We start from the raw sequence: 26,673 nt of genomic DNA on the forward strand, positions 1-26,673 counted from the left end.
TTGAATTTAAAAATATAAGAAAAAGGTTCCCCCATGCGGAGGCCGACTCCGTGTCAGGTGTCAGTCTTACCGTAAATGAGGGCGATTTTGTCACGATACTTGGAACGTCCGGCTCCGGGAAAACCACGCTGCTAAAAATGGTCAACCGGATCCATGAAAGCACTTCGGGCGAAATCCGCTTCTATGGCGAAAATATCAAAAAGCTGAAAGTGGAGGACTACCGGAGAAAAATCGGCTACGTCATCCAGCAAATCGGGCTGTTCCCGCACATGACCGTGGCGGACAACATCGCGACCGTGCCCAAAATTCTTCGCTGGAGCAAGGAGAAAATCAATGCCCGCGTGGACGAACTGCTGGAACTGGTGGGACTGCCGGGCGAGAGCTACCGGAAGAGGTATCCCTCACAGCTATCCGGCGGGCAGCAGCAGCGAATCGGGCTGGCGCGGGCCATGGCTGCCGATCCTCAGGTCATGCTGATGGATGAGCCGTTCGGCGCGATCGATGCGATCACAAGACAGAATTTGCAGGATGAACTGATCCGCATTCAGAAGAAACTGAACAAAACGATACTTTTTGTCACGCATGATATTCATGAAGCCTTTAAGCTCGGCAACAAAGTCATCATTATGGACCAGGGGAAAGTTCAGCAGTTTGACACGCCGTACAATATTCTTTTTCATCCGGCCAATGAGTTTGTTGCGCAGTTGGTAGCTTCCGAGAATATCATCAACCGGCTGAAGATTCTGAAAGCAGAAACCGCCGCGCAGCCGTTAACAAGAGCCCCGGATGATTCGGATATCTATATCGGCAGGGACGAGTTTCTCGACAGTGTGCTGTCCAAGTTTTTTGAAAGCGGCCGGAAATCGATCATTGTGACGGATGCGGACGGTAGGCCGGTCGGTGAAATCGTCTGGGATCAGTTAAACGGGCTGCTGCAATCCCAAGCTGACAGGGTGCAGACGGACAGCCCAAGCCGAAACGCTGAGAAGGTGAACATTCATGCTCCAATCCATCGCTGATTTTCTGGCCTACTTCGCCAAATATGGTGACAAAATGCTCGAAATGACGCTTCAGCATCTGCAAATCGTTACGCTTGTACTGCTTATTTCGCTCCTGATCGCCATGCCGCTAAGTCTAGCACTCTATCGTTCGCACAAGCTGTCAACGATTGTACTGGCTGTGCTTGGAGCGCTATACGCTATTCCCAGCCTTGCCTTCTTTGCGATCCTGATCCCGCTTCTCGGGCTTGGCATACCCACAGCCGTTACCGTGCTGGTCGTCTACACCCAATTTATTTTGGTGAGAAATATTTTGGCAGGTTTTAGATCGGTCGATCCGTTCTTGCTGGAGGCGGGGCGAGGGATGGGTCTTAGCGCTTCGCAGCTATTCTTCAAAGTGCAGCTGCCGCTCGCCATGCCTGCCTTGCTCGGCGGCCTCAGGCTGGCGGTTATTTCCTCTATCGGGATGGCGACGATCGCGGCCATGATTGGAGCGGGAGGTCTGGGTACGCTGCTGTTTGACGGTCTGCGTATGAATTTCGCATACAAGATTGTCTGGGGAACGATTCTGGCCTCGGCCCTGTCCCTGATCGCCAACCGGATTCTATTATTCTTTGAAAAACGGGCGATGAAACGGGCACGCGGTGAACAGCATTTGGGAAAAACGGAGGCGGCGTGAAAGCCGGGGGACAGTGAACTGAATGTGAGCGCTGCGGTTGATATAGACTGTAATCTGTTCTGGGACTGGCTGACGGGCAAATTTTTAAGCGCGGAGAGAAATTGAAACAGAAAGGATGGGATAGCCATGGGCAGAATTACGGCGGCAAGAGGAGGAGAACTTCGCTGCAAGGGGTGGCGGCAGGAAGCACTGCTGCGGATGCTGGAGAATGTACTGGAGAACGGCGAGAACCAGAAGGAGCTTATCGTCTATGCTTCATTGGGCAAAGCGGCTCGGAACTGGCCGTCCTATAGAGCCATCGTGGACACGCTGAAGAATCTGGAAGAGGATGAGACGCTGGTCATTCAATCGGGCAAGCCGATCGGCATCTTCCGCACGCACCGCCAGGCCCCGCTCGTTGTAATGGCGAACTGTAATCTGGTGGGCCGATGGGCGACCAGCGAGAACTTCTATGAATTGCAGGACAAGGGCCTGATCATCTGGGGAGGGCTGACCGCTGCCGCTTGGCAGTACATCGGTTCCCAAGGCGTTATTCAGGGAACGTATGAAATATTCCAGAGCATTGCCCGCCTGCATTTCGGCGGAAGCTTGCAGGGCCGTTTCATTCTGACCGCCGGCCTTGGCGGTATGGGCGGTTCTCAGCCGCTGGCCGGAACGATGGCGGGCGCGGCGATTTTATGCGTGGAGGTCGCGGAGGAACGGATAGACAAGCGCATTGCGGCGGGGTACTTGCAGCGCAAGACCGCAAGCCTGGACGAAGCGCTGGCCTGGATCGAAGAAGCGAAGAGCAGCGGAGCGGCGCTGTCGGTCGGCCTGCTCGGCAATGCGGCCGACGTCTATCCCGAGCTGCTGGCGCGCGGGGTGCAGCCGGATATTGTGACGGACCAGACCTCCGCGCATGATTTGCTCTACGGGTATATTCCGAGAGGCTATACCCCCGCTACTGCGGCGGCGGCCCGCAAGACGGACCCGGCCGGACTTCAGGATGCCGCTGGAGCGTCAATTGCGGCCGAGGTCGGAGCGATGCTGCAATTCAAGGAACGCGGCTCGGTCGTCTTCGACAACGGCAACAACATCCGTTCGCAGGCGGTGAAGTATGGCGTCGCCAATGCTTTTGACATCGACATTTTCACCGAAGCCTTCCTGCGGCCCTTGTTCGCCCGGGCCATCGGCCCGTTCCGCTGGATCGCCCTCAGCGGCGACCCGCAGGATATCCGGACCATTGATGAATATATTTTGCGCGAATTCAGCGACAACGAGATCGTGTCGAACTGGATCAGGCTGGCGAACGTTCACGTACCGGTCGAAGGACTGCCTGCCCGGATCGGCTGGTTCGGCCATCAGGACCGCAGCAGACTGGCGCTGGCCGTGAATGCGATGGTTCGCGAAGGTAAGCTGAGCGGTCCGGTGGCGTTCTCGCGCGACCATCTGGATGCGGCCGCCATGGCCCACCCGAACATTATGACCGAGCGGATGAAGGACGGCAGCGATGCGATTGCTGATTGGCCGCTGTTGAACGCGATGCTGAACTGCTCTTCCATGGCCGATCTGGTGGCCATTCATTCCGGCGGCGGTGGTTACGCGGGGTACATGACGAGCGCCGGCGTCACCATTGTCGCCGACGGCAAGGAGGAAAGCGACCTGCGGCTGCGGACCGCCCTTGATAACGATACCGGACTGGGCGTGCTGCGCTATGCGGATGCCGGATACGAGGAGTCGCTGGACGAGGTGGAACGCAAGGGAATCGCAAGAATCGATACCGGCAGGAACGAAGAGATTTTGGCGGACTAATCGTTGTATGGATGACAGTTGGCCTACGGATACATTTGCAAAAAATAACGGCGGCGAGCCGAAAAAAGCGCTATATAAGATGAACTTGAAAAATGTAATCAGAGCAAGGAGTAACGAAGGGGAAGTTTGGAACTGTAGGAGCGATAGCGATCGGCCGAAAGCTTTCCGAAGGAAAGCTCGCTTCGAAAGCATAAGCTGTCTCCGGATTTCACCCGCGGATAGCGGTTTAATTAAGAAATCTGGGGACAACAGCGGCCGGAAGTCCAAACGTTCCTCGTAGTTGCGACTGGTATCTGATGGGAAAATCTTAAGTTCAGCTTATATAGAATAGGCGCATGAATGCCTTTCGTGCCGCTGCGCCCGGCTTGCCGCAGAAGGAGACTGGGATAAATGAGAGAGTTAACGAGAGATGATGTAAACGCTGCGGTTAGAGGCGGTTCCGTATTTGCCAGCGGCGGGGGCGGCTGGGTGGACCACGGTCTGGAAATCGGTCACGCCGCGCTCAGCTTGGGCCGTCCGAAGCTGGTGTCGGTCGATGAGCTGCCGGAAGACGCCATTATTCTGACGTGCACAGCTATCGGTGCACCGGCGGGCCGGGACTGGCAGATGCTCGGCAAGGATTATATCAAGGCCGTGCAGCTCGTCATCGACCACTATGACGGCAAAATTGCCGGCGTCATGACGCCGCAGAACGGCATGTCCAGCACGATCAACGGCTGGCTGCCTGCGGCCGCGCTCGGCCTGGTCGTTGTGGACGCCACCGGGGACATCCGCGCCCATCCCACCGGCAAAATGGGCTCGCTCGGCCTCGCCTCGTCCATTGATTATGAGACGGTTCAGGCGGTTGCCGGCGGCAAGCCGGAGCTGGGCAGCTACATTGAGCTGGTTGTCAAAGGGACCCCGGCGCGGACCTCGAACGTTCTCCGGACGGCGTCGGACATGGCCGGCGGTTTCATCGCTGCGGCGCGCCACCCGCTCCCGGCAAAATATATCAAGGAGCATGCCGCGCTGGGCGGCATCTCGATTGCGATTGAGCTGGGACGGGCAATCCTTGAGGCCGAGCCGGACGGCGCGGAGGCGGTACTTGACACAATTGTGCGCCATACGAAGGGTAAGATTGTCGGCAAAGGTACGGTAACGAAGAAAAATGTGCACTATTCCGGCGCTTTTGATATCGGCACAATTGAAGTGGAAATTCCAGGGGATTCGCTGACCCTGCACGTGATGAACGAATATATGGCGGTGGACGACCGGTCGGGCACACGGCTGACTACCTTCCCCGATGTCATTACCACCATCGATTTGGCCACAGGCCGTCCGGTCAGTGTGGGGGATCTGAAGGAAGGGCAGGAGATTGCCGTGTTTGCCATCGATAAATCGAATGTTCCTCTTAGTTCCAGTGTCAAGGACCCGAGCGTCTATCCCGAAGTGGAAGAGGTGCTGGGGATCGACCTCCAGAGCTACGCCTTCAGTAAGGAGCAGCAGGTTCATGCCTGAGAGAAGCCGCCCGGTCTCCGGCGCTCTGGTGCTGGACGGAACCGGTCTTCGTGTGGCCGACGTGGACAGCGTTGCCCGGGACCGCCGGGAGGTTGTAATCGCGCCGAGCGCCTGGGAACGGCTGGAGAAGGCACGACAAGTGATCTTCGAGTTGGCGGAGGAAGGACTGCCCGTATACGGGTTGAACCGGGGCGTAGGCTGGAATAAGGACAAAGTCATTTCTCCTGGCTTGTATGAAAATTACAACCGCAGCCTGTTGTTGTCCCACAGCGCGGGAATCAAGCCCGAGACCCCGGAGGAGGTGGTGCGGGCGGCGATGCTCGCCCGGCTGAACGGTCTGCTCTCAGGAGCCACCGGCTCGCAGCCGGAAATCGCTGCGCGCTACGCCGACTTCCTCAACCTGGGGCTTCACCCCGTTATGCCGCTGCGCGGGTCAGTAGGCGCTGCGGATATCACCCTGATCGCCCACCTGGGCCTGGCGATGATCGGGGAAGGGGAGGCGCAGCTTGGCGGACGCCGCCTGCCGGCCATGCAGGCGCTCGCGGAGCTTGGATTGGCTCCGCTGCGGCTGGGGCCGAAGGACGGGCTGGCCATCGTCAGTTCCAATGCGCTCTCCGCCGGAAACGGCGCGCTGGCGCTGCATGATCTGGCCGGATTGCTGGAAGCTGCCGATACGGTGTACGCCCTGTCGCTGGAGGCGATTCGCGGCAATGTCAGCCCGCTGGACGAAGCCGTTCACCGCAAGCGTCCATTCCGGGGGCAGCTTGCAAGCGCGGCGAATGTCCGCAAAAATCTGGCCGGCAGCGGCCTGTGGGAGGCGTATAATCCGGACTCCTTGCAGGACCCGCTCAGCTTCCGCGATGCCTGCCAGATCCACGGCGCTGCCCGCGACGCGCTTGACTATACCCGGGAGCTGCTGGAGATTCATCTGAACAGCCCGGACGACAATCCGTGCGTGCTGGCGGAAGAGCGGCGCATATTATCCTGCGCCAATTTTGATCCCGTGGTTTGGACGCTCGGCTTCGAGATGCTCGGCAGCGCACTGCATCATGTCGCCAAAAGCTCCTGCTACCGCATCCTCAAGCTGGGCGACCCGGCCTTTACCGGCCTCAGCCGTTTTCTGACGCCGGATGCGGAACGCTCGATCGGCTTCGGCACCGTCCAGAAGACAGCCTCTTCGCTGGATGCGGAAATCCGCCATCTGAGCAATCCGGTCTCCGCCGATTACATGTCGCTGGCGGGAGATATCGAGGACCACGGAACCAATGCGCCGTTTGTCGTCTCCAAGACAAGGGAGATCATTGACCGGCTCACCTATATGCTGGCGATTGAAGCCATTCATGCCGCGCAGGCCGTTGACCTGCGCGGCGGAGTTAAGCTAGGACGGGGAACGGAGGTAGCCTACCGGCTGCTCCGCTCCGCTGTGCCGTTTCTGGATGCCGACCGCATCCAGACGGCGGATATCGAGGCGGCGTACCGGCTGATCAAGGACGGGGAGTGGGGAGTATTGGTGCGGCAGGCGATAGGCGAGTGACACTCGCAGATGCATCGACGTAAGTTCCCGTATTCCACGGCTTGTTGAAGACATAAGAAGCTAACCCACCGTAACTCCATAAGGAGATACGATGGGTTCTTTTTATTATGGGCTGACCTTGGTAAATAAAAGTTGCCATACCCCATACATGCTTCGCCGCAGGCAGATGACGCCTGCTTTTTTTGCGTCTTTTGCTTGGATAAGAATCCGGCTCAAGGTCAAAAAAATACACGCCAACCGGTATGAGAGCTATACCGTATTTTTGACCGCCGGTTGCTATAATGGGGTCGAATAGAAGCGGCGGACCCTGCTGGAAGCGGGGAATTCGCCGGGAAAGCGAGGCTCGTATGGATAACTACAGATTGAAAAGCAGGGAAATCCCGCTGAATACTTCCTATGAGGTGATCGTCGTCGGCGGCGGACCGGCAGGCTGCACCGCCGCGGCGTCGGCCGCACGGGAAGGGGCAAAGACGCTGCTGATCGAGGCCACCGGAAGTCTTGGCGGCATGGGGACGTCGGGGCTGGTCCCGGCATGGTGCCCGTTCTCGGATAGGGAGAAAATGGTCTATCGCGGGCTGGCGGAGAAGGTGTTCGAGACGCTGAAGGCCCAAATGCCCCATGTGAAACCGGAGGCGCTTGATTGGGTGCCGATCGAGCCGGAGAAGCTGAAGGTCGTCTACGACGATCTGGTGACGGAGGCGGGCGCCGACGTGCTGTTCCTCACCTCGCTGGCCGAGGTGGAGACGGACGGGCAGGGAAACGTGACGGCGATTGTCGCCCTGAACAAAGGCGGGCTGCAGGCGTTCCGGGCATCGGTGTATATCGATTGCACGGGCGACGGGGATGTCGCCGCTTGGGCGGGAGCGGAGTACCGGAAAGGCGACAGCGCCACCGGCGATCTCCAGCCGGCGACCCACTGCTTCATCCTCGGCAATGTGGACGAATACGCATATATGAATGGGCCGCTTCTCCATAAGGAGAACCCGCGAAGCCCAATTCATGAAGCGGTCGCCTCAGGCCGGTACCCCGACGTGCCGGACACCCATCTCTGCAACAATCTGATTGCGCCGCGCGCCGTCGGCTTCAACGCCGGCCATCTGTGGCAGGTGGACAATACGGATGCCCATTCCGTATCCAGGGCGCTGATCCGGGGGCGAAAGTTGGCCGCCGCCTACCGCCATATGCTGGCTGAGATCCACCCTGCTTCTTTTGGCAACGCTTACATTGCCAGCACCGGCACGCTGATGGGCACCCGCGAATCGCGGCGCATCATCGGGGACTATGTGCTGACGGTGGATGACTACGTCTCCCGCCGGAGCTTCGAGGACGAGATCTGCCGCAACAGCTATTTTATCGATGTGCACGGCACCGAGACGGAGGAGAAGAGCGAGGCGGGCTCGGCGCAGACGATTACGCTGTACGGGCCGGGCGAATCGCACGGCATTCCCTATCGCTGCCTGACGCCTCGCGGGCTGCGTAATGTGCTCGTGGCCGGGCGGTCCATCTCCTGCGAGCGCCGGGTGCTCGGCAGCGTCCGCGTCATGCCGGTCTGCCTCGCCATGGGCGAAGCCGCCGGATTGGCCGCAGCCCTCGCCGCCACGGTGGACGGTGATGTGCACGCGGTCGACGTCGGCCGGCTGCGGCAACGCCTGCGGGAAGAAGGGGCCTATCTGCCGGAAATGTCCGTCGCCGGAAGCAAGGGTGATGCGAGATGAGCCAGCATGCAACCGTACAGAAGCAGCTCGCCGCCAGGGAGAAGAGGACTTATTGGACCCGCCGGCGGCGCGAGCAGCTGGCCGGTTGGCTGTTCATCGCGCCCGAGGTCATCGGCATGCTCGTTCTCGCCGTATTCCCGCTGGTCTTTAGCCTGGGCCTCAGCCTGACCGAGTGGAACCTGGTCGGCGGCCTGTCCGCCATCAAATTTATCGGACTTGATAATTTTGCCGAGCTGTTCCGGGACGACCGGTTTCTTAAGGCGCTGAAGAATAACATCGGCTTCACTGCCGGCACCGTACCGGTCACGATGCTGTTGGGCGTTATTTTTGCAGCGATCATCCACAAGAAGCTATACTTCAAGAATTATTTCAAGGTAGCGTTCTTCGTTCCCTATATTTGTTCAACGGTTGCGATTTCTGCGGTGTGGTCGGCGCTCTATCATCCGTCCAAGGGACCGCTCAACCAGCTCCTGATGCAGCTTGGCGTCTCTGATCCGCCCCGTTGGCTGGTAGACACGAGCTGGTCGCTCGTTGCAATCATGGTGATCTATATCTGGCAGCTGCTCGGCTACCAGATCATCATTTTTATGGCGGGGATGACCAATATCCCGGATGAGCTCTACGAAGCCGCGACGATCGACGGCGCGACCGGCATCCAGCAGTTTCGGCGGATCACGCTGCCGCTGCTCGGGCCGACGACTTTTTTTCTGGCAATTACCAGCACCATCTCTTCGTTCAAGGTATTTGACATGATCAAGTTCCTCACCAATGGCGGACCCAATTATTCCAGCACGGTGATTGTATACCAGATTTACGAAGAAGGCTTCCAGCACTTCCGGATGGGTTACGCCTCCGCCATGTCCTGGGTACTGTTCCTGATCATCATGCTTGTAACTTCACTGACCTGGATCACCCAGAGCCGGAAGGTGCATTATTAAGTTTCGAAATGAAGTCTCGAAGAAAGGACATAAGCGCATATGACGATACGAAAAATCAAGCTTGGGCCTATCGTGCTGACGGTGCTGTTCGGCGCTCTATCGATCTTTTTTCTGCTGCCGCTGGTCTGGATGATGTCCGCCGCCGCCAAGACGGAGAAAGAGGTCTGGACGTTTCCGATTCAGTGGATTCCCGAGGATTGGAATTTTGCCCAAAATTTCAAGACCGTCTGGCTGGGGGATGTCTCCTTCGGCCTCTTCTATATGAACTCAGTCAAAATCGCCCTGATTTCCACGCTGGCTACGCTCATCGTCTCCGCCATGGCCGGTTATGCGCTCTCCAAGCTGAAATTTACGGGAAAAGGTCTCGTCTTCAGTGCGATGATGGCCTTTATGATGATCCCCGAGCAGGCGACGCTCGTTCCCCGCTATATCATGATCAAGGAAATGGGCCTGTATGATACGCACGCCGCGCTCATTCTGATGGGCATGTTCTCCAGTTACTTCACCTTTTTGCTCCGGCAGTTCATGATTGGGGTGCACAACGATCTATTGGAAGCGGCTGAGCTGGACGGCGCCGGATTCTACCGCATTTTCTGGAGCGTCATGCTTCCTCTGAGCCGTCCCATTCTGGCTACCGTCGGCATCATCAAGTTCATTTGGACGTGGAATGACTATCAGGGGCCGCTGATCATGCTGAATTCGACCAATCTGTATACGATTCCGCTCGGGATGCAGTTCTTCAAGGAAGAGTTCGGAACCACGATTTCAGTGATGATGATGGCTTCGCTCGCGGCTATTATCCCGCTGCTCGTGCTGTTCCTGGTGCTGCAGAAGCAGGTGATCCAGGGTATTTCCATCGGCGGGGTCAAGGGATGAGCGAAGGGTCCCGGCCTAGCGGGACTTTCGCCGCAGCAAAGTCAAAAATGTCTACGCCCGCACCACAAGACTGTACACGGTGTACACGGGGGCGGGGTAGTATAATTAAATTGCACCAATGAATGAAGGGGGAAATGGTATGAAGAAGCCTGCATTATGGCTGGCCGGCCTGCTGCTGACGTTCTCGGTTACCGCATGTTCCGGGGGAGGGAACACTCCGGCTGCAAGCGACAAAGGGACCGCCGCCGATCCGTCTGCGGCAACCCAGACGAGTACACCTGCGGAGAAAGAAAAGATTAAATTTTACACCTTTAAATCCAATAAACCGGAAGAGCCGACTTACCAGGCGGTTCAAGCCTACAACCAGTCGCAGGATAAGGTGGAGGTGGAATATATTTCGCTCGTCCAGAACAGCGACAGTACGGAGTTCCTGAAGAAGTTGGACGTTCTCGTTGCCGGCGGAGAAAATGTAGACGCTTTCATGACTGGGAATGAGGAAGAGTTGATGGAGCGGGCTTCGCGCGGAGTTGTGGAACCGCTTAACTCGTATTTTGAGGCCGAGGGCATCAAGCCGGAGGATGAATATTTCAAGGTGCTCAAGCTGGATAACAAAATCTACGGGCTGATGGGTTCTGCGACACAGTGGTTTACGGTCTTCAACAAGAAGCATCTGGATGAGGCCGGACTTAAGCTTCCGGAAATGGGCTGGACTTGGGACGACTTCCGCGATTACGCCAAAAAGCTGACGACCCCGGATCATTACGGGACCTATTTCCATACCTGGGGCGAATATGCGAACATTATCGCGTATACCGAGCATCCGAATCCGCAGCTGAGCGCCGACCTGAAGCCAATCTTCGACGATCCGTCCTTCAGTTATTTCTTCAACCTCCGCCGCGCCATGGAGAAGGAAGACAAGAGCGCCGAGCCTTACGCGGATGTGCTGGCCTCGAACTATCATGTGCTGCAGCAGTTTTTTGCCGGCAAAGCCAGTATGCTGGCCGTTCCGAGCTACGCGGTCCGGGCGGGTCTTAACCTGGAGAAATTCCCCCATGATTTTCAGATGGTGTACGCGCCGCTGCCGCGTTCCGTGAACGCGACCGATGTCGGGATGACGAATATTTCCGGCGGGGGCCTGGCGATCGGCGCCAAGTCGGAGCACAAGCAGGCGGCGTATGATTTCATCCGCTGGATGACCAAGGAATCCTACAAGTACACGCAGGAAATTCCGGCGCTGAAAAATGTCGACGGCAAGGCGCTCCTGGAACAATTTTTTAGCCAGAACAAAAACTTGATCGATACCGACTCGCTCGCGAAAACCCTGTTCGACAGCCGCAACAAAATACCGGAGGGCGCTTTCACCGTTCCTTACGGCAGCCAGCTCAAGACGATTGTTGAAAATTCCTTCGCCAGCTATATGCTCGACAATCGCAGTTTTGATGAAGTCAAGGCGGAAATGACGGCGGAAGTCGAAAAGGTAGTCGCCGCCAACCGGTAAATAGCCGAATATTGATAAGCTGCTTTGCTCCCCGATAAAGTAATGCAGGCAAGCTTCGAACATGCCATGCGGCATGATTTTGCAGGACTTTTTAACTGGAATGTCATACTGGCGCGCAATCAGGGGTTATAATGGCAGTAGAACGATTCTTTGGGAGAAGGATGACCCGTTATGCAATGGATGAGCCGTTTCTCCTATCATCGGAGGCTGCAGCTCTCGTTCCTGGCCCTGATTCTGCTGCCTTTTGCCGCCGTGACCTTTTGGTCTTACCAATCCGTGCGTCAGAACGTAAGCGACAAAATCCTTCGCAGTAACGAAGAGACGATCACCGTCATCGCCAATCAGATCGAAAAAACGATAGACAGCATTTCCTTCGCATCCCTCTATCTCTCCGAAACCTATGATCCCGAAGTCCTGAACAGTCTGCGCTACTTAACTAAAGCCGAGAGCTTCGGTGATTACAAGTCCTACATCCATCAAGCCAAATTGAAATCGATAGGCGGCATTCTGACGATACAGGCGCTCGACGCGGACCTTGAAATTATGATCGTCAACCGGAACAACCGGATTATTATGGGCAACCTGGACCGCCCCGTCTTCTCGAAATTGCCTGACCGCTTCCTGCAGGAGAGCGGCAGGCTGAACCTGGGAGAAGAGACGGTGCTTCAGTGGTTTCCCTACCGGGAAAGCGCCGCTGTTCCGGAATACTATTATGCCGCCCGTTTTATCTTCGATCCGCGCAACCATGAGAAGCTGGGCACTCTGTTCATCGGCATTCCCCGCCATTATTTTGAGAATCTGCTGGATACGGGCAACGCTTCCGTCGTTCTGTCGCTGGTCGATTCGGCAGGGGAGACGATCGCCGTACGCCGGGGAAGCGAGGCGGTGGACCGGAAAAAGCCGCTGCGTAGCGAGATACGGATCGAAAGGACCGGCTGGCTGCTGGCCAGCGAGCTTCCCCGCAGTTCGATCGACAGCCATATCAACCGGGAGTTTCTCGTGTCCGTCTCGGTATTTGGCGTGTTTTTTCTGGCCTTTCTGGTACTGTCCATGTTCTGGGCAGGGTATATGAACAAGCCGATCAGTCTGCTGCGCGCCAGCGTCAAGCAGTATGTCGGCGGCAACCGCGACGTGCGGATACCGGTCAAGGGCAAGGACGAGGTGGCAATGCTGTCGGCTGCTTTTAACCAGATGCTGGAGGATATCAACCAGCTGCTGCATCAGGTGGAAAGCGAGCAGGAAGAGAAGCGGAGACTTGAGCTTCGGGCGCTGTCGGCGCAGATCCGGCCGCATTTTCTGCTCAATACGCTGAATTCGATCAAGGTCAATCTGCTGATGGCTGGCGACACCACCCACGGGGCGATGATCGACGCGCTGATGAAGCTGCAGCGGGCCTACGTCCATGCCGATCAGCCTATTCAGCTTGCCGAAGAGTGCGCCATCCTTGGCAGCTATGTGCAGGTGATGCAGGTCCGCAACCGGCTGGACATCGCCTTTCAATACCGGCTGGAGCCGGGAACGGAAGAGCTGGAGCTGCCGAGGCTGCTGCTGCAGCCCGTCGTCGAGAACGCGATCGGCCACGGCTTCTCCGCCCGTCCCGAGCATCCCCGCATCGAGCTGGAATCGCGCCTAAGCGGCGGCATGCTTGAAATCACGATCTCCGACAACGGCCGGGGAATGGCCGAGGAGGCGATCAAGCGGCTGAGCCGCCGCCTGTCGGGCGCGGAGCCCGAGCTGCCGCAGCCGGAGAAGGGCGTGGGGCTGATTAACACGGCGCGGCGGCTGCAGGTGCTGTACGGTTACCGGTCGCGCCTGACGGCGGCAGCGAACCCGGACGGCGGCATGATTTTTACATTCTATATCCCGGTGACGGGCGGCAAGGAGGTTTCTTCATATGATGACGGTCATGTTGATCGATGACGATGTGCCTATGCTGGATTATGTGAAGCATTTGCTGGGCTGTCTCGATCTGGAGCTTGAGGTGGCCGCTGCGGCTTCCGGCAGCGAACAGGCGCTGGAGCTGTTTCATGACAGGCTGCCTGATCTGGCCATCGTCGATATCGGGCTTCCCGGTATGGACGGACTGGAGCTGGCGGAAGCGTTCCGAATGATGAAGCCGGAGGTGCGGCTTATTTTCCTGACCTGTTATGAAGATTTTCATTATTCCAAACGGGCGATTCAGCTCGAGGCCGACGATTATCTCATCAAGGATGAGCTTACGCCGGAGCAGCTCCGGAACAGCGTCGGCAAGGCGCTGGAGCGTTTCCGGAGACGCCGGGAGCTGCTGGAGCGCTACTCGTTCCAGCAGGCGATCGAGCGTAACCGGGAGGTGCTGAAGCAGAATTTCCTGAAGCAGTTGCTCTCCGAAGGCGGGGAATGGGACAATATTCTGCTGTTCGGCGAACGGCTCGGCATTTCCTGGAAGCTGCCCTATCTTCGCCACGGCTTCCTGCATATCGACGCCGCCTCCGTCGTCGGCCGCTACCGGTACCGAGACATGCCGCTTCTGCATTTTGCGGTCGGCAACATCGCGGCGGAGCTGTCGTCCTCTGGTCCGGCATCGATCACGGCGCTGATGGACGGAGAGGCGGACATTTATTTGCTGTGGAACACCAAAGACCGGAATGTCCCGGAAGATGAGCTGATCCGGTATATGATGTCTGTCCGGGAGAAGGCGGAGCAGTATCTGAAGGTTAGCGTGCGCGGCTTCTACGCGGCGGAGGCCGCTCCGGTCCGGCAGTTCGTTGAGACCTACAAGCGGCTGGCGGAGTACCGCGACCACAGCTTCTACGGCCCAGCCCTGCCGACCGCGATGCTGAAGCCGGACCGCACATTCCTTCAGGCGGCCGAATCGAAACCGGAGAAAGAGAAGGCGATGCTATTGCTGGCGCTGGAGGAAGACAATGCCGCCTGGATCGACCTGGCCGTGGGCAAGCTGATGCAGCATGCCGAAGCGGAGCATTGGGCGCCAAGGCTGCTTAAAGAAGCATACGCGGATTGCGTCCGCAAGATGGCGTCCGAGACGAACGGAACGGCGGAGGAAGCGTTCTTCGTCCACTTAAGCCGGTCCCTTCGGGCGGAGGAAGCGGCGCACCTGACGAAGCGGGAGCTGTGGAACCTGTGGCAGCATCAGGCGCTGACGCCGATCAGCGAGCTGGAGAAGGACATTCGGCTTCAGGCCATCGATGATTTACTGCGGGAGCATGTCGACCGGACGATCACGTCGGTGGACATGGCGGAGCATCTGCACCTGAACCCCAGCTATTTCTCCCGTTATTTCAAGCGGCTGGCCGGGATGAAATTTACGGATTATGTCAATCGCTACAAAATCTCCATTGCGATCTCCATGCTCCGCCGGGAGCACGAGACCGTTGAAAATGTGGCTTATACGCTCGGGTTCTCGGACCGGGCTTATTTCTCCAAGGTCTTCAAGAAGTACAGCGGCAAGAGCCCCAGTGAGTTCAAGAATGTATAGAACGGGGCTAGTAAATTAGGGGGAATAATTATGAAAGCGGTTACTTTGAGAAAATTATTACTGCTTCCGCTTATGGCAGCCCTGTTATTTGGTCCGGTCGGCCTCATGCCGGCGGGCCGGGCCGCAGCGGCGGGCACAACGTATTATGTGGACGCTTCGGCGGGAAGCGATGAGAACGGCGGTACGAGCGAGGAAAGTCCCTGGAAATCGCTCACCAAGGTCAATTCGACCGTGTTCGGCCCCGGCGACCATATTCTGCTCAAAGCCGGTTCGGTCTGGAACGATACCTATCTGGACCTGAAAGGATCGGGCATCGAAGGAACCCCAATCGTGGTCGACCAGTACGGAATCGGGCCCAAACCGCTGATTAACTTCGGCAATACAGCGGTGGGCGGAGAAGGGTTCGGCGTACGCCTCAAGAATGTATCGTATTGGGAAATTAACAATTTGGAAATAACGAGCGGGCAGCACGCGACCGACATGCGCCGAAGCGGCATTCTTGTCGTCGGTGAAGGGGCGGGCGCCGGCGCGTTCAAGCATATCTATATCAAGGGAAACGACATCCATGACGTATTCGGTACGGACCGGAGAACCGGAGGCATCAATGTTCACGCGCGCGGCGGTAATTCCGATCCCGAGAGCACCTGGGATGACGTGCGGATTGAGGACAATACGGTGATCAACGTAGCGGATACCGGCATTCAAGTGATGACGGATGCCTTCGCCAATACTTCCTGGGCCCATAAGCAGGACGCTTTTACCCATTTGATTATAAGCGGCAACTATGTAGAGAAGATTCACCGGGACGGGATTCTCGTCCGCGCCGGCGTCTCGCCGCTGATTGAGTACAACACGACGAACGAGATCGGCGTCAGCTGCGACGTCGATACATCGGTGGTCAATTATCTGGATAACATCAGTTATGTCGCCGCGCAGTGGGCTTATTACACTACCGGGGCCGTGTTTCAGCACAACGAAGCCTTCAACACTAAGGTTCTTCAAGGAGACGGCCAGGCTTGGGACTTCGACATCAAGGTGAACGACAGCATCTATCAATACAACTTCAGCCATCACAACGAAGGCGGCGCCCTGCTGGTTATGGACAGTACGAACAATAATATTTTTCGCTACAATATCAGCCAGAACGACTATGATGCCTTCGGCACGTTCAATTTAAGGCCGGGCGGCGGCAATCTGCACATCTACAACAATGTCATCTACCGCGACAATGGAATCGCATCGAGTCTGACCAAATCAAGCACGAGCGGAATGGCATATTACAGCAACAATATTTTCTATAACGCCTCTGGGGGAACGTACGTGAATAGCAGTTACGTGAAATACAGCCACAACTTGTTCTACGGCGCGAACTCGAACGTGCCGGATGACCCCGGCAAGGTTGTGGCCGACCCGCAGTTTTTGAACGGCGGCGGCGCGTCCGGCATCGACACCGCTTCGGCGTACAAACTGGCCGAAGGCTCGCCGGCCATCAATGCCGGTGCCGTTGTCTGGGGCAACGGCGGCGCCGACTTCTTCGGCAACCCGCTGTACAGCGGGGCGCCCGACATCGGCGTATACGAAGCCCCGGGAACGGCGGGCTCTACGGGGGCGTTGCTTGAGGACGGCTTCGAAGACGGAACGGCGGACGGCTGGTCCACGGCCGGAGGAAGCTGGGACATTGGGACCGAGGATTCGCTGGTCTACGCCCAAAATGGCCTTTACGGGGAATCGATCGCTTTCGCCGGCGAAGCCTCCTGGACCGACTACAGCCTTGAAGCGGATGTGAAGGTGAAGAAGCTCGGCGGCAATGCCGGCATTCTGTTCCGCTATCAGGATGCGAACAATTTTTATATGTTCCGGTTGAACGACACGGGCAGCACCGCTGATCTGTACAAGAAGACGGGAGGCAATCTCCAAATGCTAGTCAGTGTGCCGGTAACCGTAAATCCGAATCAGGTATATAGACTGAAGGCGACGGTTCAGGGCGCGTCCATTACCGGGGCCGTTGACGGCACGGATCTCATCTCCTGGACCGGCAGTGAAGCAGAACTCGCCTCAGGCAAAATCGGCCTACGCGTTCACTCCGGCATGGCATCGTTCGACAATGTGCGGGTGACAGAGTAGCGGCCGGTTATCCTGCTCGGTTAGCCGTCCGCCGCGGTCACGCATCCTGCAAGAACGCGGGGGCGAACAAGGAGGGATGAACGATGACCGTTAGAACGAGGGCGAGGGGCGGAAGCCGCAAATTCCCCCTGCGCTTGGCGGATGGAGGACGGCACCGGCTTCGGGCGCTGGCGGCACGGGCGCTGCTGCTTGTGATGCTGCTGACGCTGCTGGCGCCCGCCGCCTGTTCGCCGCCTGCCGAACTTACTGTTTCCGAAGTGGGCGGCGGGGTGATGGAGCCCGACCTCTTTACCCCCGTCGCGTGGGTAAACGGCGAACCTGTCGCGTACGGCGAGTTCCGGACCCGCATGCTGGAGCTGCGGGGCGAGGTTGCCGCCGAGACGGCGAAGGACGGAGCCGACCCGGGCGCCAAGGGCTTCTGGACCTCCGACACCAGAGGAGAGACGCCGCTTGGTCTGCTGAAAAAGAAGACGCTGGCCCTTCTGATCCGGGTCAAGGTCCAGCAGATTGCCGCCAAGGAAGCTGGAATCATAGAAGACATCGGGTATGAGGCGTTCTTGTCGCGGCTGGACGCGGAGAATCGGACGCGGAGCAGCCGGCTCCGGCGCGGCGAACCAGTCTATGGTCCGAAGCAGTACAGCGAAAAGGCCTATTACCTATATACACTGGCCAATCTGGAACTGGCGCTGCGGCAGCGGCTTGCCGAGGAAGACGGCAACCGCTCCGGCAGGCCGATGGACGACGAACGCTACAAAGCGTGGCTGAACCGGCAGGAGGCGAACGCCGTCGTCCGGGTCAATCCTTCCCTGTACGAAAAGCTGTCGGTCGAGTGACCGGAACGTTACGGCTCCCTAGACAAATCTGGGCAAGATTATTAAAGAATATGCAAATGACGAGATTGTACCTTAGAGAATATGCTTCAAGGATTAGAAATGGCGGTCACCATATTCCAACGGAAGATATGCTTCCAGCATGGGCAAATGATATTTCGGGTGCTTTAAATAACAGCAAGAAATAAAAGTTTTTGGGCCTTTAGTTCGCTGAATCAGTGAACAAGGGCTTTTTTTGCAGGAAGAATATAGTAAATGTCGAAGATAACGAGACAAAATAGCAGCTGTAATGGGGGAACATATGGTTACGAAAAAAACAGAGTTGAATGCCAAATACCGGTTGTGGGAAATAAAAGAAATTCTTGAGCAGCATTCCAATCCGAATACAATGCTGGCACTTTCCGAGATCGATGAGTTATTACGATTGCGGTATCCAAATCATAATGTGAAGAGAGACACCATTCAACGGGACATCAAATTTCTAAAAGAAATTGGCTTTCATATAAGGGGAGAAAAGAACGGAGCATGGAGATACCAGCTTTTAAGACGGGATCTAACCCTAGAACAGCTTCGGATTCTAATTGATGCCGTAACTTCTTCCCGTTCGTTATCCGTAAGAAAGACGAGGGAAATTGTAGATTTCCTGAAGATGATGGCCAGTGAAGAGGAGGCAAGTCATCTCGCTAATGAAATCTTTATAAATCATGCCGTAAAAACAGAGAATGAAGAGGTACAGAACTGGATTTTTGTACTGCATCATGCCATAGACCAGCGAAAGATCGTAAGCTTTACCTACGCAAAATACGGAACGGACAAGAAGCTTTCATTTCATAACAATAACAACCCATACATTGTTGAGCCTTATGAATTGGTCTGGAACAGCGACTATTATTATCTGAATTGGAAAAAGAGCGGGAGAGGACAACTTGAGGCATTACCGTATAGATCGTATCCACCATCTGGATGCTAGGGATCAAACTTTTAACCGGGTCGATTTTGATGTGTCCGTATATCTCGGGAGGCTATTTAACATGTATTCAGGAGAGGTGAAGGAAATCGTCCTGCATGTTCATAACCATCTTATCAATGGAAAGAATTATTAAAGGCTTTACGGATTTGGCATGTGAAGTTACAAAAGTTCCAAGAGAAACAGTGATTGTACTTATTGATGAGAAGTCTCCCGATAATATTGGAGTGAGTGGAATCCCTGTGTCTGAATTGATAAAAAAATAAAATTCCTATATTAAACAAACTTACTTACAAAACCGAATCTGTAAACTTTACTTCTGATTTTCTATAAATTACTATATATTTAATGTATGGAAAAAATCGGATCATAGATGTTTTTAACAATAGTTTGCGGATTCAGGTGATATTATGCATAAGTATATTTATTTGAAAGAGAGGGGCATATAGTGAAACTTTATATTTATCAATATGGATTTGTCTTAGATGAAGCAACTAAAATTCCGGTTTCTGGATTTTTAATTCAAACTGATGATGGCAAAAACATTTTAGTGGACACAGGATTCAGGAAAGATGACCCTTTTTCGGGGAATTTATTGGTAGAGGAAGAAGATACCGTTGAAAAGCGGCTTTTATCTATTGGTTTAACCCCAAGGGATATTCATTACGTAATATGTACACATCTGGATCCGGATCACTGTGGTTACCATGATCTTTTTTTCAATGCAACATTCCTGATACAAAAAGAGCACTATGAACTTGCTAAAAGCGGGACAAGTAGCCGACTTCAAATGTACAGGAAATATTGGGACTTGTCCCATCTTAATTATCAACTGATAGAGGGGGACTTCGAATTTGCCCCAGGTATTCATTTGATTCATACACCCGGTCATATTATTGGACATCAATCGGTTTTAGTGAAACTCCCTTCCTTCGGTGGTGTGATTATTACAGGGGATGCGGTCTTTCGTCAGGATGAATACATGTCTGAAAAAGCCAATGATTTTGATAAGGAATCCCACATGAAGACTAATAGTATTAAAAAACTGAAAATACTTGAAAAAGAACATGATGTAAATCTATTGGTATTTGGTCATGATCCTGTACAATGGCCATGCCTGAAAAAGTCGCCCGAGTATTACCAATAAAGTGCGAAATTTTTCTTGGAGGTAATGTATTGTGATGAAGAAAGTTGATGCAAAAGTTGCGCTCAGCCCTATACCATTGGTAGTGATTGGCTCGGAATTTGACGGTAAAGTTAATTATATTACTGTTGCCTACACAGGTTTGTTGGATAGTCAGACAATTTTGGTAAGCCTCGGTAAGATCCAGTACTCCAATAAAGGGCTAAAGGAAAACATGACCATGAGTATCAATATCCCTTCTGAAGAAATGGTAGCTAAAGCAGATTATGTAGGGCTTGTTTCCGGAGCGAAAGTTGACAAATCAAGTGTATTTGAAAGTTTTTATGGAGACTTGAAAGGTGCTCCTATGATTAAAGGGGCTTCCGCTTGCATGGAGTGTGAAGTGGTTGAAATTATTGAAATGCCTAATCATAATGTCTATGTATGCAAGGTTAAAAATACCTATTGGAATGAAAACAGTCTGATAGAGAATAATGTGGATATTTCATTGGCAAAACCATTACTTTTTGATATTTATCAAAGAAAATATCTAAAGGTCGGTGACGTTCTTGCCGATGCTTGGTCCATAGGTAAGTCTTTACTCTAAAAAAGGGAGTTAGTGCGAAGGATTTCGGATATAAAGCGCCAGTGTTTTTCCTCGTACAGGCACTTCTAGGCCCTCGCCCACATACAATGAAATGACCGTGAACCCGTAAGACTTACTGACCGGTTTCATTGTACAAGTGCGGGAGGTGTCGCCAAAGTGCCCGGATTTCTTAGCACCATTGCGCTGCTGATCAAAGAACTGACGCTGCTGGTATCGTATGTGAGGAACAACGCGTTTCCCCAACCGCTGACGGAGGAAGAGGAAAGCCGATACCTGGGGATGATGGCGGAGGGAGACGCCAGAGCCCGGAATTTGCTGATTGAACATAACTTGCGGCTCGTAGCCCATATCGTGAAGAAATTCGACAACACCGGCGAAGACATGGAGGATCTGATCTCCATCGGCACGATCGGGCTCATCAAGGCCATTGAGAGCTACCGGCCCAATAAAGGGACCAAACTGGCCACATTCGCCGCTCGCTGTATAGAAAACGAAATACTGATGCATCTTCGCTCGCTCAAGAAGACCCGCAAGGATGTATCCCTGCACGACCCCATTGGTACGGACAAAGAAGGAAACGAAATTACATTGATAGATATCCTGGGCTCCGATACGGACGACGTGATTAAAGAGGTGGATCTAAAGATCGAGAAGAGCAAGATCTACCGCAATCTGGATATTTTGGATGACCGGGAAAAAGAAGTCGTGGTCGGCCGCTTCGGTCTGGACACAGGGGGAGAGGAGCGGACGCAGCGGGAGATCGCGAAAGAGCTGGGTATTAGCCGCAGCTACGTGTCGCGGATCGAAAAGCGGGCGCTCATGAAGCTGTATCATGAGTTTTATAAGGCGAAGCGTTAGGGAAATGAAAGGAGACCTCCCGGTGGGCAGGTCTCTTTTTTTGCTTAACGGTTTTTTTTCGTTTTGCTGGCGGTACGCCTAGAAAGGAGGAGTGTAAGTGGAGGAAATAAAGCACAAATCAAAGGAAACTAAAAGACACCGTCAAATAATCAAAGAAAATTTCCTCTTTAGAATAGAAACGCTAGAGAGGAGATTTGTGGCTATTTAGAGGCTACATATTCATTTTTTCCTGCGCCTATACCCGTGATAAAGATGATAACAGAAGTTAAAACTAACATCAGTAGAGAAGTATTCCAATTATGTGTCACATCATGCAACCATCCAAATAAGACAGGGCCGATAGCAGACAAAAGATAACCTATTGATTGAGCCATACCGGATAATTCTGCTGCCTCATTCGTATTTTGAGTACGTAAACTAAAAAACATCATAGCTAAACTAAAGGCAAATCCCACTCCAATTCCAACCATAATAATCCATATTAGAATAAGGGTCGTGCTTCCGTATAAGATACCGAATAACCCTCCAATAAGCAAGACGACTGAAACCAGTACTAATGAATACTGCTTTTTTAAACGTCCAGCTAAAATAGAGACAATAAACGTAGTAGGAAGCATAGCAAATTGCATTAAAGACAACATCCAGCCAGCTTCATGAGTGTTCAGCCCTTTTTGTTTAAGAATTTCAGGAAGCCACGTAATCATGGTATAAAAGATTAAGGATTGAAAACCCATAAATAACGTGACATTCCATGCTAGTTTAGAATGCCATAAGTTAATAGATTTAACTTTCTTTTCAGTTTGTACAAATCTAATAGATTTATGTTGATTTTGTAATTGTGGTAACCAAAAGAAAAGTGTAAGAAGAGATAAGATTCCCCAGCATCCGAGAGCTCCTGACCATCCTAACCCTGATAATGAGGAAATGGGGATACTTATACCGGATCCAATAGCTCCACATAAATTCATAGAGACTATATAAATCCCTGTTATCATTCCTACATTTTGTGCAAAGTTATGTTTAATGAGACTGGGGAGTAATACATTACCAATGGCAATACATGAACCAATTAAGATTGTTCCTATAAATAAGGTTTTTACACCACCAAAAGAACGTATTCCAAATCCAATGGTTAATAAGATTAAAGAAATAAATAGGATAAACTCCGTACTAAAACGTTGGGCTAACTTAGGGGCAAAAGGGGATAAGAATGCAAAAGTAAGTAAAGGTACTGTAGTTATTGTCCCTGCTAGTATATTAGATATGCCTAAACTGTCACGTATAGAATTTATTAGTGGGCCCACTGATGTTAGTGGGGCTCTGAGATTGGCTCCCATTAGGATGATACCTATAATAAGTAATCCTATTCTAGGCTTTAGCTCCGGTTTCGGTTGTTCTAGTTGATTTGTTTTTTGTGAAATATCCATGATCGCTATAGATCCTCCGTATTTAATACTAAAGCTTGTTCCAAATAGTATCCGCAAGCAGAGAACATAAAATGTTGTTTTCTGCTTGACGGTTACTTTTAAACAGTTTAATTAAACTAAGCGAATCTTTGGACTTCCCCGTTAGTTAATAGGAGAACGACAAGCCCCTACTTTTATACCTAAAGAATTATAGTGATTTTTTATGTTTATTATGGCTTGACCACTTGTAACTTTATTAATTAATTGGTTTATCTTCCAAAGATCAACTGGTTTATTCATTATTAAGTCATTAAAAATTTGTTTGATTTCTTGTGGGTAAACATTTCCTACCATACTAGAAAGTCCATTACATCCATTCATTATCTTTTCTGTAAGATTTACATCTCCACCAGCGAACATGATGAAATCATTTGGTAAGTCAGTATTATGGTGACGTTTGGCATCACTCTCTTCTTTAAGTCCTACAAGGTTAGAGTGCTTCTGGTTAATAATAGTCTTTAATGATTCAGCACTTAGCTCAAATCCTGTTCGGAAAGGATTATTATAAAGGACAACGTTTTTGGTGGTATGTTGTAGCAGCTCATTGATATAAGAAATAGCCTGTTGTTGTGTCGGCTGAATATAAGGTGGAAACTGAATTAGAATAGAATTAAAAACAGATTCCTCAAGCTTTTTAACCAGTTTTATTGCATTTCTTGTTCTTGTAGCTGATACGCCAAACATCAGTTCAACATTTTCAAAATTTTGTTGATTAAAATAATCAATAATCTGGATACGCTCTTCAATGCTCATTGAATTTTGTTCGCCTGTCGTAGCAGACACAAGTAGTGAATCTATCCCGTTATCTGTTAAATGTTTAACAATGGGATTGAATCCTTCTAAATACAAGCTCTCATCATCACGAAAGGGAGTTGGAATAGCAACATTAAAATTTTTCAACAGTTATATCCTCCACAAAATTTTTACACAGTTTAAAGAATTTATACTTTTAGAATTAAAGACTTTACTTGGATTCCTGTGCAACTAATAGTCTAAGACAATTCAATCAATAGTGCGATTCAATTGTTTGTATAATAATCATAGGTTTAACCTATGATATAATGTATAATATCCTAGACTGTTTATAGGATTCCTTTAGAAATCATGTTAATGAATTTGCAAAATGAATATGTAGGCACTATTACCGTTTAAATCAGGAGGCTTTAGAATGGAGTTAAGACAACTTGAATATTTTTACGCTGTGTGCCAAGAACTACATTTTACAAGAGCAGCAGAAAAGGTAGGGATTTCTCAACCTTCTTTAAGCCAACAAATTCGTTTATTAGAACATGAAATTGGCACACCTTTATTTGATCGCATTGGTAAAAAGACGGCTCTTACAGAATCAGGGGAATTACTCTTAAAGTATACACGTAACATTTTTCATGAACTGGAACAGGCAAAAACCTCAATAAATGAACTAAATGGCCTTCAAAGAGGAACCATTTCTATAGGCACCTTGTTAACCGTTGAAAATTACCTCATTCCGCCCACATTACGTAGTTTCCATCATCTATATCCTGGTGTTAAGATCTCTGTGTTTGGATTACGTACTGGGGATATTCAAAAACAACTATTAGAAAATAAGTTGGATATAGGCATTGTTTTTTTACCTATGAAAGGAGACGAATTAGAAACCATTTCTTTATATAGAGAGGAAATGGCGTTTGCAGTGCCTGTTGGACACCCGTTAGAGAATCAGAATAAATTAGGTATAGAAGTCTTGCAAACAACACCTTCTATCTTACTTCCTGAGCAATATTTTATAAGACAGCTTATAAATAAAGCTTGTAAAGACCAAGGGTTTATTCCAGAACCGATCTTTGAAATTACAACCATGCAGTCTTTAATTAATATGGTTATAGATAGGGTCGGGGTAACTATATTACCGAGACCGTACTTAGAGTACCTTAACCATCCTCGTATCAGAATTATTCCCATTCTAAATGCTAATCTTGCTCGATATATAGGAATTATCTACAGGAAAGATAAATACCTGAGTGCTGCGACACGTATTTTTATTAATACCCTAAAAGAGGCTTCACTCCATTTAAATCAGAATTCTATGGAAGGCACTGATTAAACAGTCCACCCATTTTAAAGAAAGAAGCTACGAACCCTTTAGCACTCATAGGATTCGTAGCTTTTTAATACAACTAATTATCAGTAAACCAAGCTTTTTGGAGTAATTGAACTCCTTTATCTATTTTCTCTTCTGAAATTCCTCCAAAGCCCATCATGACCAATGATGAATTAACTTCGCTTTCATACAGTGCATAAAAAGTTGGATTATAAACTCTTACACCAACCTTTTTGGCTTCCTTCACTAATTCTTTTGTAGACCGATTCTTAACATTTACTAATAGATGTAGTCCTGCTTTTTGTCCAACAATCTCAATATGTCTACCCATATATTTGTTTAACGCATCCACAAGCGCTTGGTGTTTTTTTTGATATACTTTTCTCATTCTTCGAATATGACTTGTAAAATGACCTTCACTCATAAATATAGATAAGCCTTTTTGGACAATAGACGGTACAGACTGATAGTAATTAATATACATATGCTGATATACATCTGTTAAATTTGGGGGTAAGACAATATAACTGACCCTTACTGCAGGAGAAAAAGACTTAGAAAAAGTGCCCAAATAAATGACATTTTCTTTGGCATCTAAAGCTTTCAACGAAGGAATAGGTTGTCCCTGATACCGGAATTCACTGTCATAATCGTCTTCAATAATAAAGCTATGGTTTTTACTTGCCCATTCTAACAGTAACAATCGTTTTTTTATAGGAAGTACCATTCCATAAGGAAATTGATGAGAAGGTGTTATATAGGCTGCTTTCGCCTTGACCTTTTGAAGTTGTTCTATATCTATCCCATCTTCTTCAAGTCCAATAGGTTTGATTGCCCATCCATGGTTATTAAAAACGGATTGAGCTCCATCATAACTCGGATTTTCCATAGCGACTGAACGTTCTCCAGTAGAAAGTAACTGGATAATAAGGCTTATGGCATGCTGAGTGCCAGAACAAATAACAATTTGTTCTACAGAGCAATTTACTCCTCGTGATTGAAATAAATAATCTGCTAATTCCTTACGTAGACCAATATCTCCTTTTCTTTCTCCTGGATTTAATAATTGCTCAGGTTCATTTATTAAAGCTTTAGTTAAACAACGCTTCCAAGTATGAAGAGGAAAAGAATTCACATCAATATCTCCGTATTTAAAATCATAATAAAATGTTTCCTCCTTATTTTCCAAAGGTACCTTGGTTTTACGTCTGGTTTCTTGTAAAGGAGGAGAGAGAATAGGTTTCTCTAATGGAAGTACCGTCAAACCAATTCTCGCTGTACTTGCTACATATCCTTCTGCTATTAATTGCTGATAAGCACTTTCTACGGTATTTTTACTAATTCTTAATTGCCTCGACAAATATCGAATGGAAGGTAAAATGGATCCTTCGGGAATTTTACCCTCTTCTATTTTTTGTTTTATATATTGATATAACTGAACATAAAGAGGAACCTTGCTGTTCTTATCTAATAAAGGAATGAATTCTAACATATTTACCTCCTGCTGTCTGTACCTTATTATAAACCACTAACCTAAAAACTCTTATATCTAACCTCTCTCTGACCTCATTCGCTTTTTAAAAATTGTCCCTTTTATTAGAGTCAATACTCTCATAC

At 51.0% G+C, this 26,673-nt stretch carries 22 protein-coding genes; 19 read left to right on the forward strand and 3 right to left on the reverse strand.

Annotated elements, in window-relative coordinates; translation table 11 throughout:
- Positions 1 to 50: 50 nt before the first annotated feature.
- The 18 genes from VK70_RS03945 (at position 51) to sigK (ending at position 21,510) form a co-directional block, all read left to right on the forward strand.
- Complete coding sequence (locus VK70_RS03945; RefSeq protein WP_233277762.1) at positions 51 to 1,019, forward strand: ABC transporter ATP-binding protein; 969 nt, start codon at positions 51 to 53, stop codon at positions 1,017 to 1,019.
- Positions 1,000 to 1,677, forward strand: a complete 678-nt coding sequence (locus VK70_RS03950; RefSeq protein ID WP_046722832.1) for an ABC transporter permease — start codon at positions 1,000 to 1,002, stop codon at positions 1,675 to 1,677. The genes VK70_RS03945 and VK70_RS03950 overlap by 20 nt, the downstream gene beginning before the upstream one ends.
- A gap of 126 nt (positions 1,678 to 1,803) precedes the next feature.
- Entirely contained in the window at positions 1,804 to 3,468 is a 1,665-nt protein-coding gene (locus VK70_RS03955) for a thiourocanate hydratase (RefSeq protein ID WP_025694048.1), read from the forward strand.
- Between the two features lie 390 nt (positions 3,469 to 3,858).
- Positions 3,859 to 4,965: a thiohydantoin desulfurase gene (locus VK70_RS03960; protein ID WP_025694047.1), complete on the forward strand. Its 1,107-nt coding sequence runs from the start codon at positions 3,859 to 3,861 to the stop codon at positions 4,963 to 4,965.
- Positions 4,958 to 6,499, forward strand: a complete 1,542-nt coding sequence (locus tag VK70_RS03965; RefSeq protein ID WP_046722834.1) for an HAL/PAL/TAL family ammonia-lyase — start codon at positions 4,958 to 4,960, stop codon at positions 6,497 to 6,499. Before VK70_RS03960 ends, VK70_RS03965 begins: the two co-directional genes overlap by 8 nt.
- 347 nt (positions 6,500 to 6,846) lie before the next feature.
- Positions 6,847 to 8,214, forward strand: a complete 1,368-nt coding sequence (locus VK70_RS03975) for an FAD-dependent oxidoreductase (RefSeq protein ID WP_046724067.1) — start codon at positions 6,847 to 6,849, stop codon at positions 8,212 to 8,214.
- Positions 8,211 to 9,152 (forward strand): carbohydrate ABC transporter permease, encoded by a 942-nt coding sequence (locus VK70_RS03980; RefSeq protein ID WP_025700108.1) that lies wholly within the window; start codon positions 8,211 to 8,213, stop codon positions 9,150 to 9,152. Before VK70_RS03975 ends, VK70_RS03980 begins: the two co-directional genes overlap by 4 nt.
- Positions 9,153 to 9,191: 39 nt before the next feature.
- Positions 9,192 to 10,028, forward strand: coding sequence for a carbohydrate ABC transporter permease (locus VK70_RS03985; protein ID WP_025700106.1), 837 nt, complete (start codon positions 9,192 to 9,194; stop codon positions 10,026 to 10,028).
- A 139-nt stretch (positions 10,029 to 10,167) separates the two neighbouring features.
- Complete coding sequence (locus tag VK70_RS03990; protein WP_025700104.1) at positions 10,168 to 11,526, forward strand: ABC transporter substrate-binding protein; 1,359 nt, start codon at positions 10,168 to 10,170, stop codon at positions 11,524 to 11,526.
- 171 nt (positions 11,527 to 11,697) lie between these two features.
- On the forward strand, positions 11,698 to 13,446 hold the full coding sequence (locus VK70_RS03995) for a sensor histidine kinase (protein WP_046722837.1): 1,749 nt from the start codon (positions 11,698 to 11,700) through the stop codon (positions 13,444 to 13,446).
- Positions 13,421 to 15,001 (forward strand): helix-turn-helix domain-containing protein, encoded by a 1,581-nt coding sequence (locus VK70_RS04000; RefSeq protein WP_025695469.1) that lies wholly within the window; start codon positions 13,421 to 13,423, stop codon positions 14,999 to 15,001. Before VK70_RS03995 ends, VK70_RS04000 begins: the two co-directional genes overlap by 26 nt.
- A gap of 30 nt (positions 15,002 to 15,031) precedes the next feature.
- Positions 15,032 to 17,125, forward strand: a complete 2,094-nt coding sequence (locus VK70_RS04005; protein WP_046722838.1) for a 3-keto-disaccharide hydrolase — start codon at positions 15,032 to 15,034, stop codon at positions 17,123 to 17,125.
- 83 nt (positions 17,126 to 17,208) lie between these two features.
- A complete protein-coding gene (locus VK70_RS04010; protein WP_046722840.1) occupies positions 17,209 to 17,958 on the forward strand; it encodes a hypothetical protein in 750 nt (249 codons plus the stop codon).
- 298 nt (positions 17,959 to 18,256) lie between these two features.
- Complete coding sequence (locus tag VK70_RS04015; protein WP_025694479.1) at positions 18,257 to 18,925, forward strand: helix-turn-helix transcriptional regulator; 669 nt, start codon at positions 18,257 to 18,259, stop codon at positions 18,923 to 18,925.
- Positions 18,926 to 19,020: 95 nt separating this feature from the next.
- On the forward strand, positions 19,021 to 19,188 hold the full coding sequence (locus tag VK70_RS26990) for a tautomerase family protein (RefSeq protein ID WP_081754751.1): 168 nt from the start codon (positions 19,021 to 19,023) through the stop codon (positions 19,186 to 19,188).
- A 182-nt stretch (positions 19,189 to 19,370) separates the two neighbouring features.
- Positions 19,371 to 20,069, forward strand: coding sequence for an N-acyl homoserine lactonase family protein (locus VK70_RS04020; protein WP_025694478.1), 699 nt, complete (start codon positions 19,371 to 19,373; stop codon positions 20,067 to 20,069).
- A gap of 34 nt (positions 20,070 to 20,103) precedes the next feature.
- Entirely contained in the window at positions 20,104 to 20,652 is a 549-nt protein-coding gene (locus tag VK70_RS04025; RefSeq protein ID WP_025694477.1) for a flavin reductase family protein, read from the forward strand.
- 156 nt (positions 20,653 to 20,808) lie between these two features.
- Positions 20,809 to 21,510 carry an RNA polymerase sporulation sigma factor SigK gene (gene sigK / locus VK70_RS04030; RefSeq protein WP_025694476.1) on the forward strand — a complete coding sequence of 234 codons (702 nt, stop codon included), beginning with the start codon at positions 20,809 to 20,811 and terminating at the stop codon, positions 21,508 to 21,510.
- Positions 21,511 to 21,710: 200 nt separating this feature from the next.
- Here the strand turns inward: sigK and VK70_RS04035 are convergent, their stop codons facing one another.
- Positions 21,711 to 22,937 carry a CynX/NimT family MFS transporter gene (locus VK70_RS04035; protein WP_025694475.1) on the reverse strand — a complete coding sequence of 409 codons (1,227 nt, stop codon included), beginning with the start codon at positions 22,935 to 22,937 and terminating at the stop codon, positions 21,711 to 21,713.
- A 141-nt stretch (positions 22,938 to 23,078) separates the two neighbouring features.
- Positions 23,079 to 23,876 carry a dihydrodipicolinate synthase family protein gene (locus VK70_RS04040; protein WP_025694474.1) on the reverse strand — a complete coding sequence of 266 codons (798 nt, stop codon included), beginning with the start codon at positions 23,874 to 23,876 and terminating at the stop codon, positions 23,079 to 23,081.
- A 268-nt stretch (positions 23,877 to 24,144) separates the two neighbouring features.
- Here VK70_RS04040 and VK70_RS04045 point away from each other — a divergent pair, with 268 nt between their 5' ends.
- On the forward strand, positions 24,145 to 25,059 hold the full coding sequence (locus VK70_RS04045; RefSeq protein ID WP_025694473.1) for a LysR family transcriptional regulator: 915 nt from the start codon (positions 24,145 to 24,147) through the stop codon (positions 25,057 to 25,059).
- Positions 25,060 to 25,132: 73 nt separating this feature from the next.
- Here the strand turns inward: VK70_RS04045 and pdxR are convergent, their stop codons facing one another.
- Positions 25,133 to 26,548, reverse strand: a complete 1,416-nt coding sequence (gene pdxR, locus VK70_RS04050) for a MocR-like pyridoxine biosynthesis transcription factor PdxR (protein WP_025694472.1) — start codon at positions 26,546 to 26,548, stop codon at positions 25,133 to 25,135.
- Between the last annotated feature and the right edge of the window lie 125 nt (positions 26,549 to 26,673).

It is taken from the genome of Paenibacillus durus ATCC 35681, from assembly GCF_000993825.1.
Classification (GTDB): domain Bacteria; phylum Bacillota; class Bacilli; order Paenibacillales; family Paenibacillaceae; genus Paenibacillus_AQ; species Paenibacillus_AQ durus_B.

What these genes read in the sequence shown, in the direction of transcription:
- VK70_RS03980 (WP_025700108.1), top strand. Translation starts at nt 8,211, where the DNA reads ATGAGCCAGCATGCAACCGTACAGAAGCAGCTCGCCGCCAGGGAGAAG.
- VK70_RS04000 (WP_025695469.1), top strand. Translation starts at nt 13,421, where the DNA reads ATGATGACGGTCATGTTGATCGATGACGATGTGCCTATGCTGGATTAT.
- VK70_RS04045 (WP_025694473.1), top strand. Translation starts at nt 24,145, where the DNA reads ATGGAGTTAAGACAACTTGAATATTTTTACGCTGTGTGCCAAGAACTA.
- VK70_RS03995 (WP_046722837.1), top strand. Translation starts at nt 11,698, where the DNA reads ATGCAATGGATGAGCCGTTTCTCCTATCATCGGAGGCTGCAGCTCTCG.
- VK70_RS03965 (WP_046722834.1), top strand. Translation starts at nt 4,958, where the DNA reads ATGCCTGAGAGAAGCCGCCCGGTCTCCGGCGCTCTGGTGCTGGACGGA.
- VK70_RS04015 (WP_025694479.1), top strand. Translation starts at nt 18,257, where the DNA reads ATGGTTACGAAAAAAACAGAGTTGAATGCCAAATACCGGTTGTGGGAA.
- VK70_RS04025 (WP_025694477.1), top strand. Translation starts at nt 20,104, where the DNA reads ATGAAGAAAGTTGATGCAAAAGTTGCGCTCAGCCCTATACCATTGGTA.
- VK70_RS03975 (WP_046724067.1), top strand. Translation starts at nt 6,847, where the DNA reads ATGGATAACTACAGATTGAAAAGCAGGGAAATCCCGCTGAATACTTCC.
- VK70_RS03990 (WP_025700104.1), top strand. Translation starts at nt 10,168, where the DNA reads ATGAAGAAGCCTGCATTATGGCTGGCCGGCCTGCTGCTGACGTTCTCG.
- VK70_RS03950 (WP_046722832.1), top strand. Translation starts at nt 1,000, where the DNA reads ATGCTCCAATCCATCGCTGATTTTCTGGCCTACTTCGCCAAATATGGT.
- VK70_RS03960 (WP_025694047.1), top strand. Translation starts at nt 3,859, where the DNA reads ATGAGAGAGTTAACGAGAGATGATGTAAACGCTGCGGTTAGAGGCGGT.
- pdxR (WP_025694472.1), bottom strand. Translation starts at nt 26,548, where the DNA reads ATGTTAGAATTCATTCCTTTATTAGATAAGAACAGCAAGGTTCCTCTT.
- VK70_RS03985 (WP_025700106.1), top strand. Translation starts at nt 9,192, where the DNA reads ATGACGATACGAAAAATCAAGCTTGGGCCTATCGTGCTGACGGTGCTG.
- VK70_RS04010 (WP_046722840.1), top strand. Translation starts at nt 17,209, where the DNA reads ATGACCGTTAGAACGAGGGCGAGGGGCGGAAGCCGCAAATTCCCCCTG.
- VK70_RS03955 (WP_025694048.1), top strand. Translation starts at nt 1,804, where the DNA reads ATGGGCAGAATTACGGCGGCAAGAGGAGGAGAACTTCGCTGCAAGGGG.
- VK70_RS26990 (WP_081754751.1), top strand. Translation starts at nt 19,021, where the DNA reads ATGTTCATAACCATCTTATCAATGGAAAGAATTATTAAAGGCTTTACG.
- VK70_RS04005 (WP_046722838.1), top strand. Translation starts at nt 15,032, where the DNA reads ATGAAAGCGGTTACTTTGAGAAAATTATTACTGCTTCCGCTTATGGCA.
- VK70_RS04035 (WP_025694475.1), bottom strand. Translation starts at nt 22,937, where the DNA reads ATGGATATTTCACAAAAAACAAATCAACTAGAACAACCGAAACCGGAG.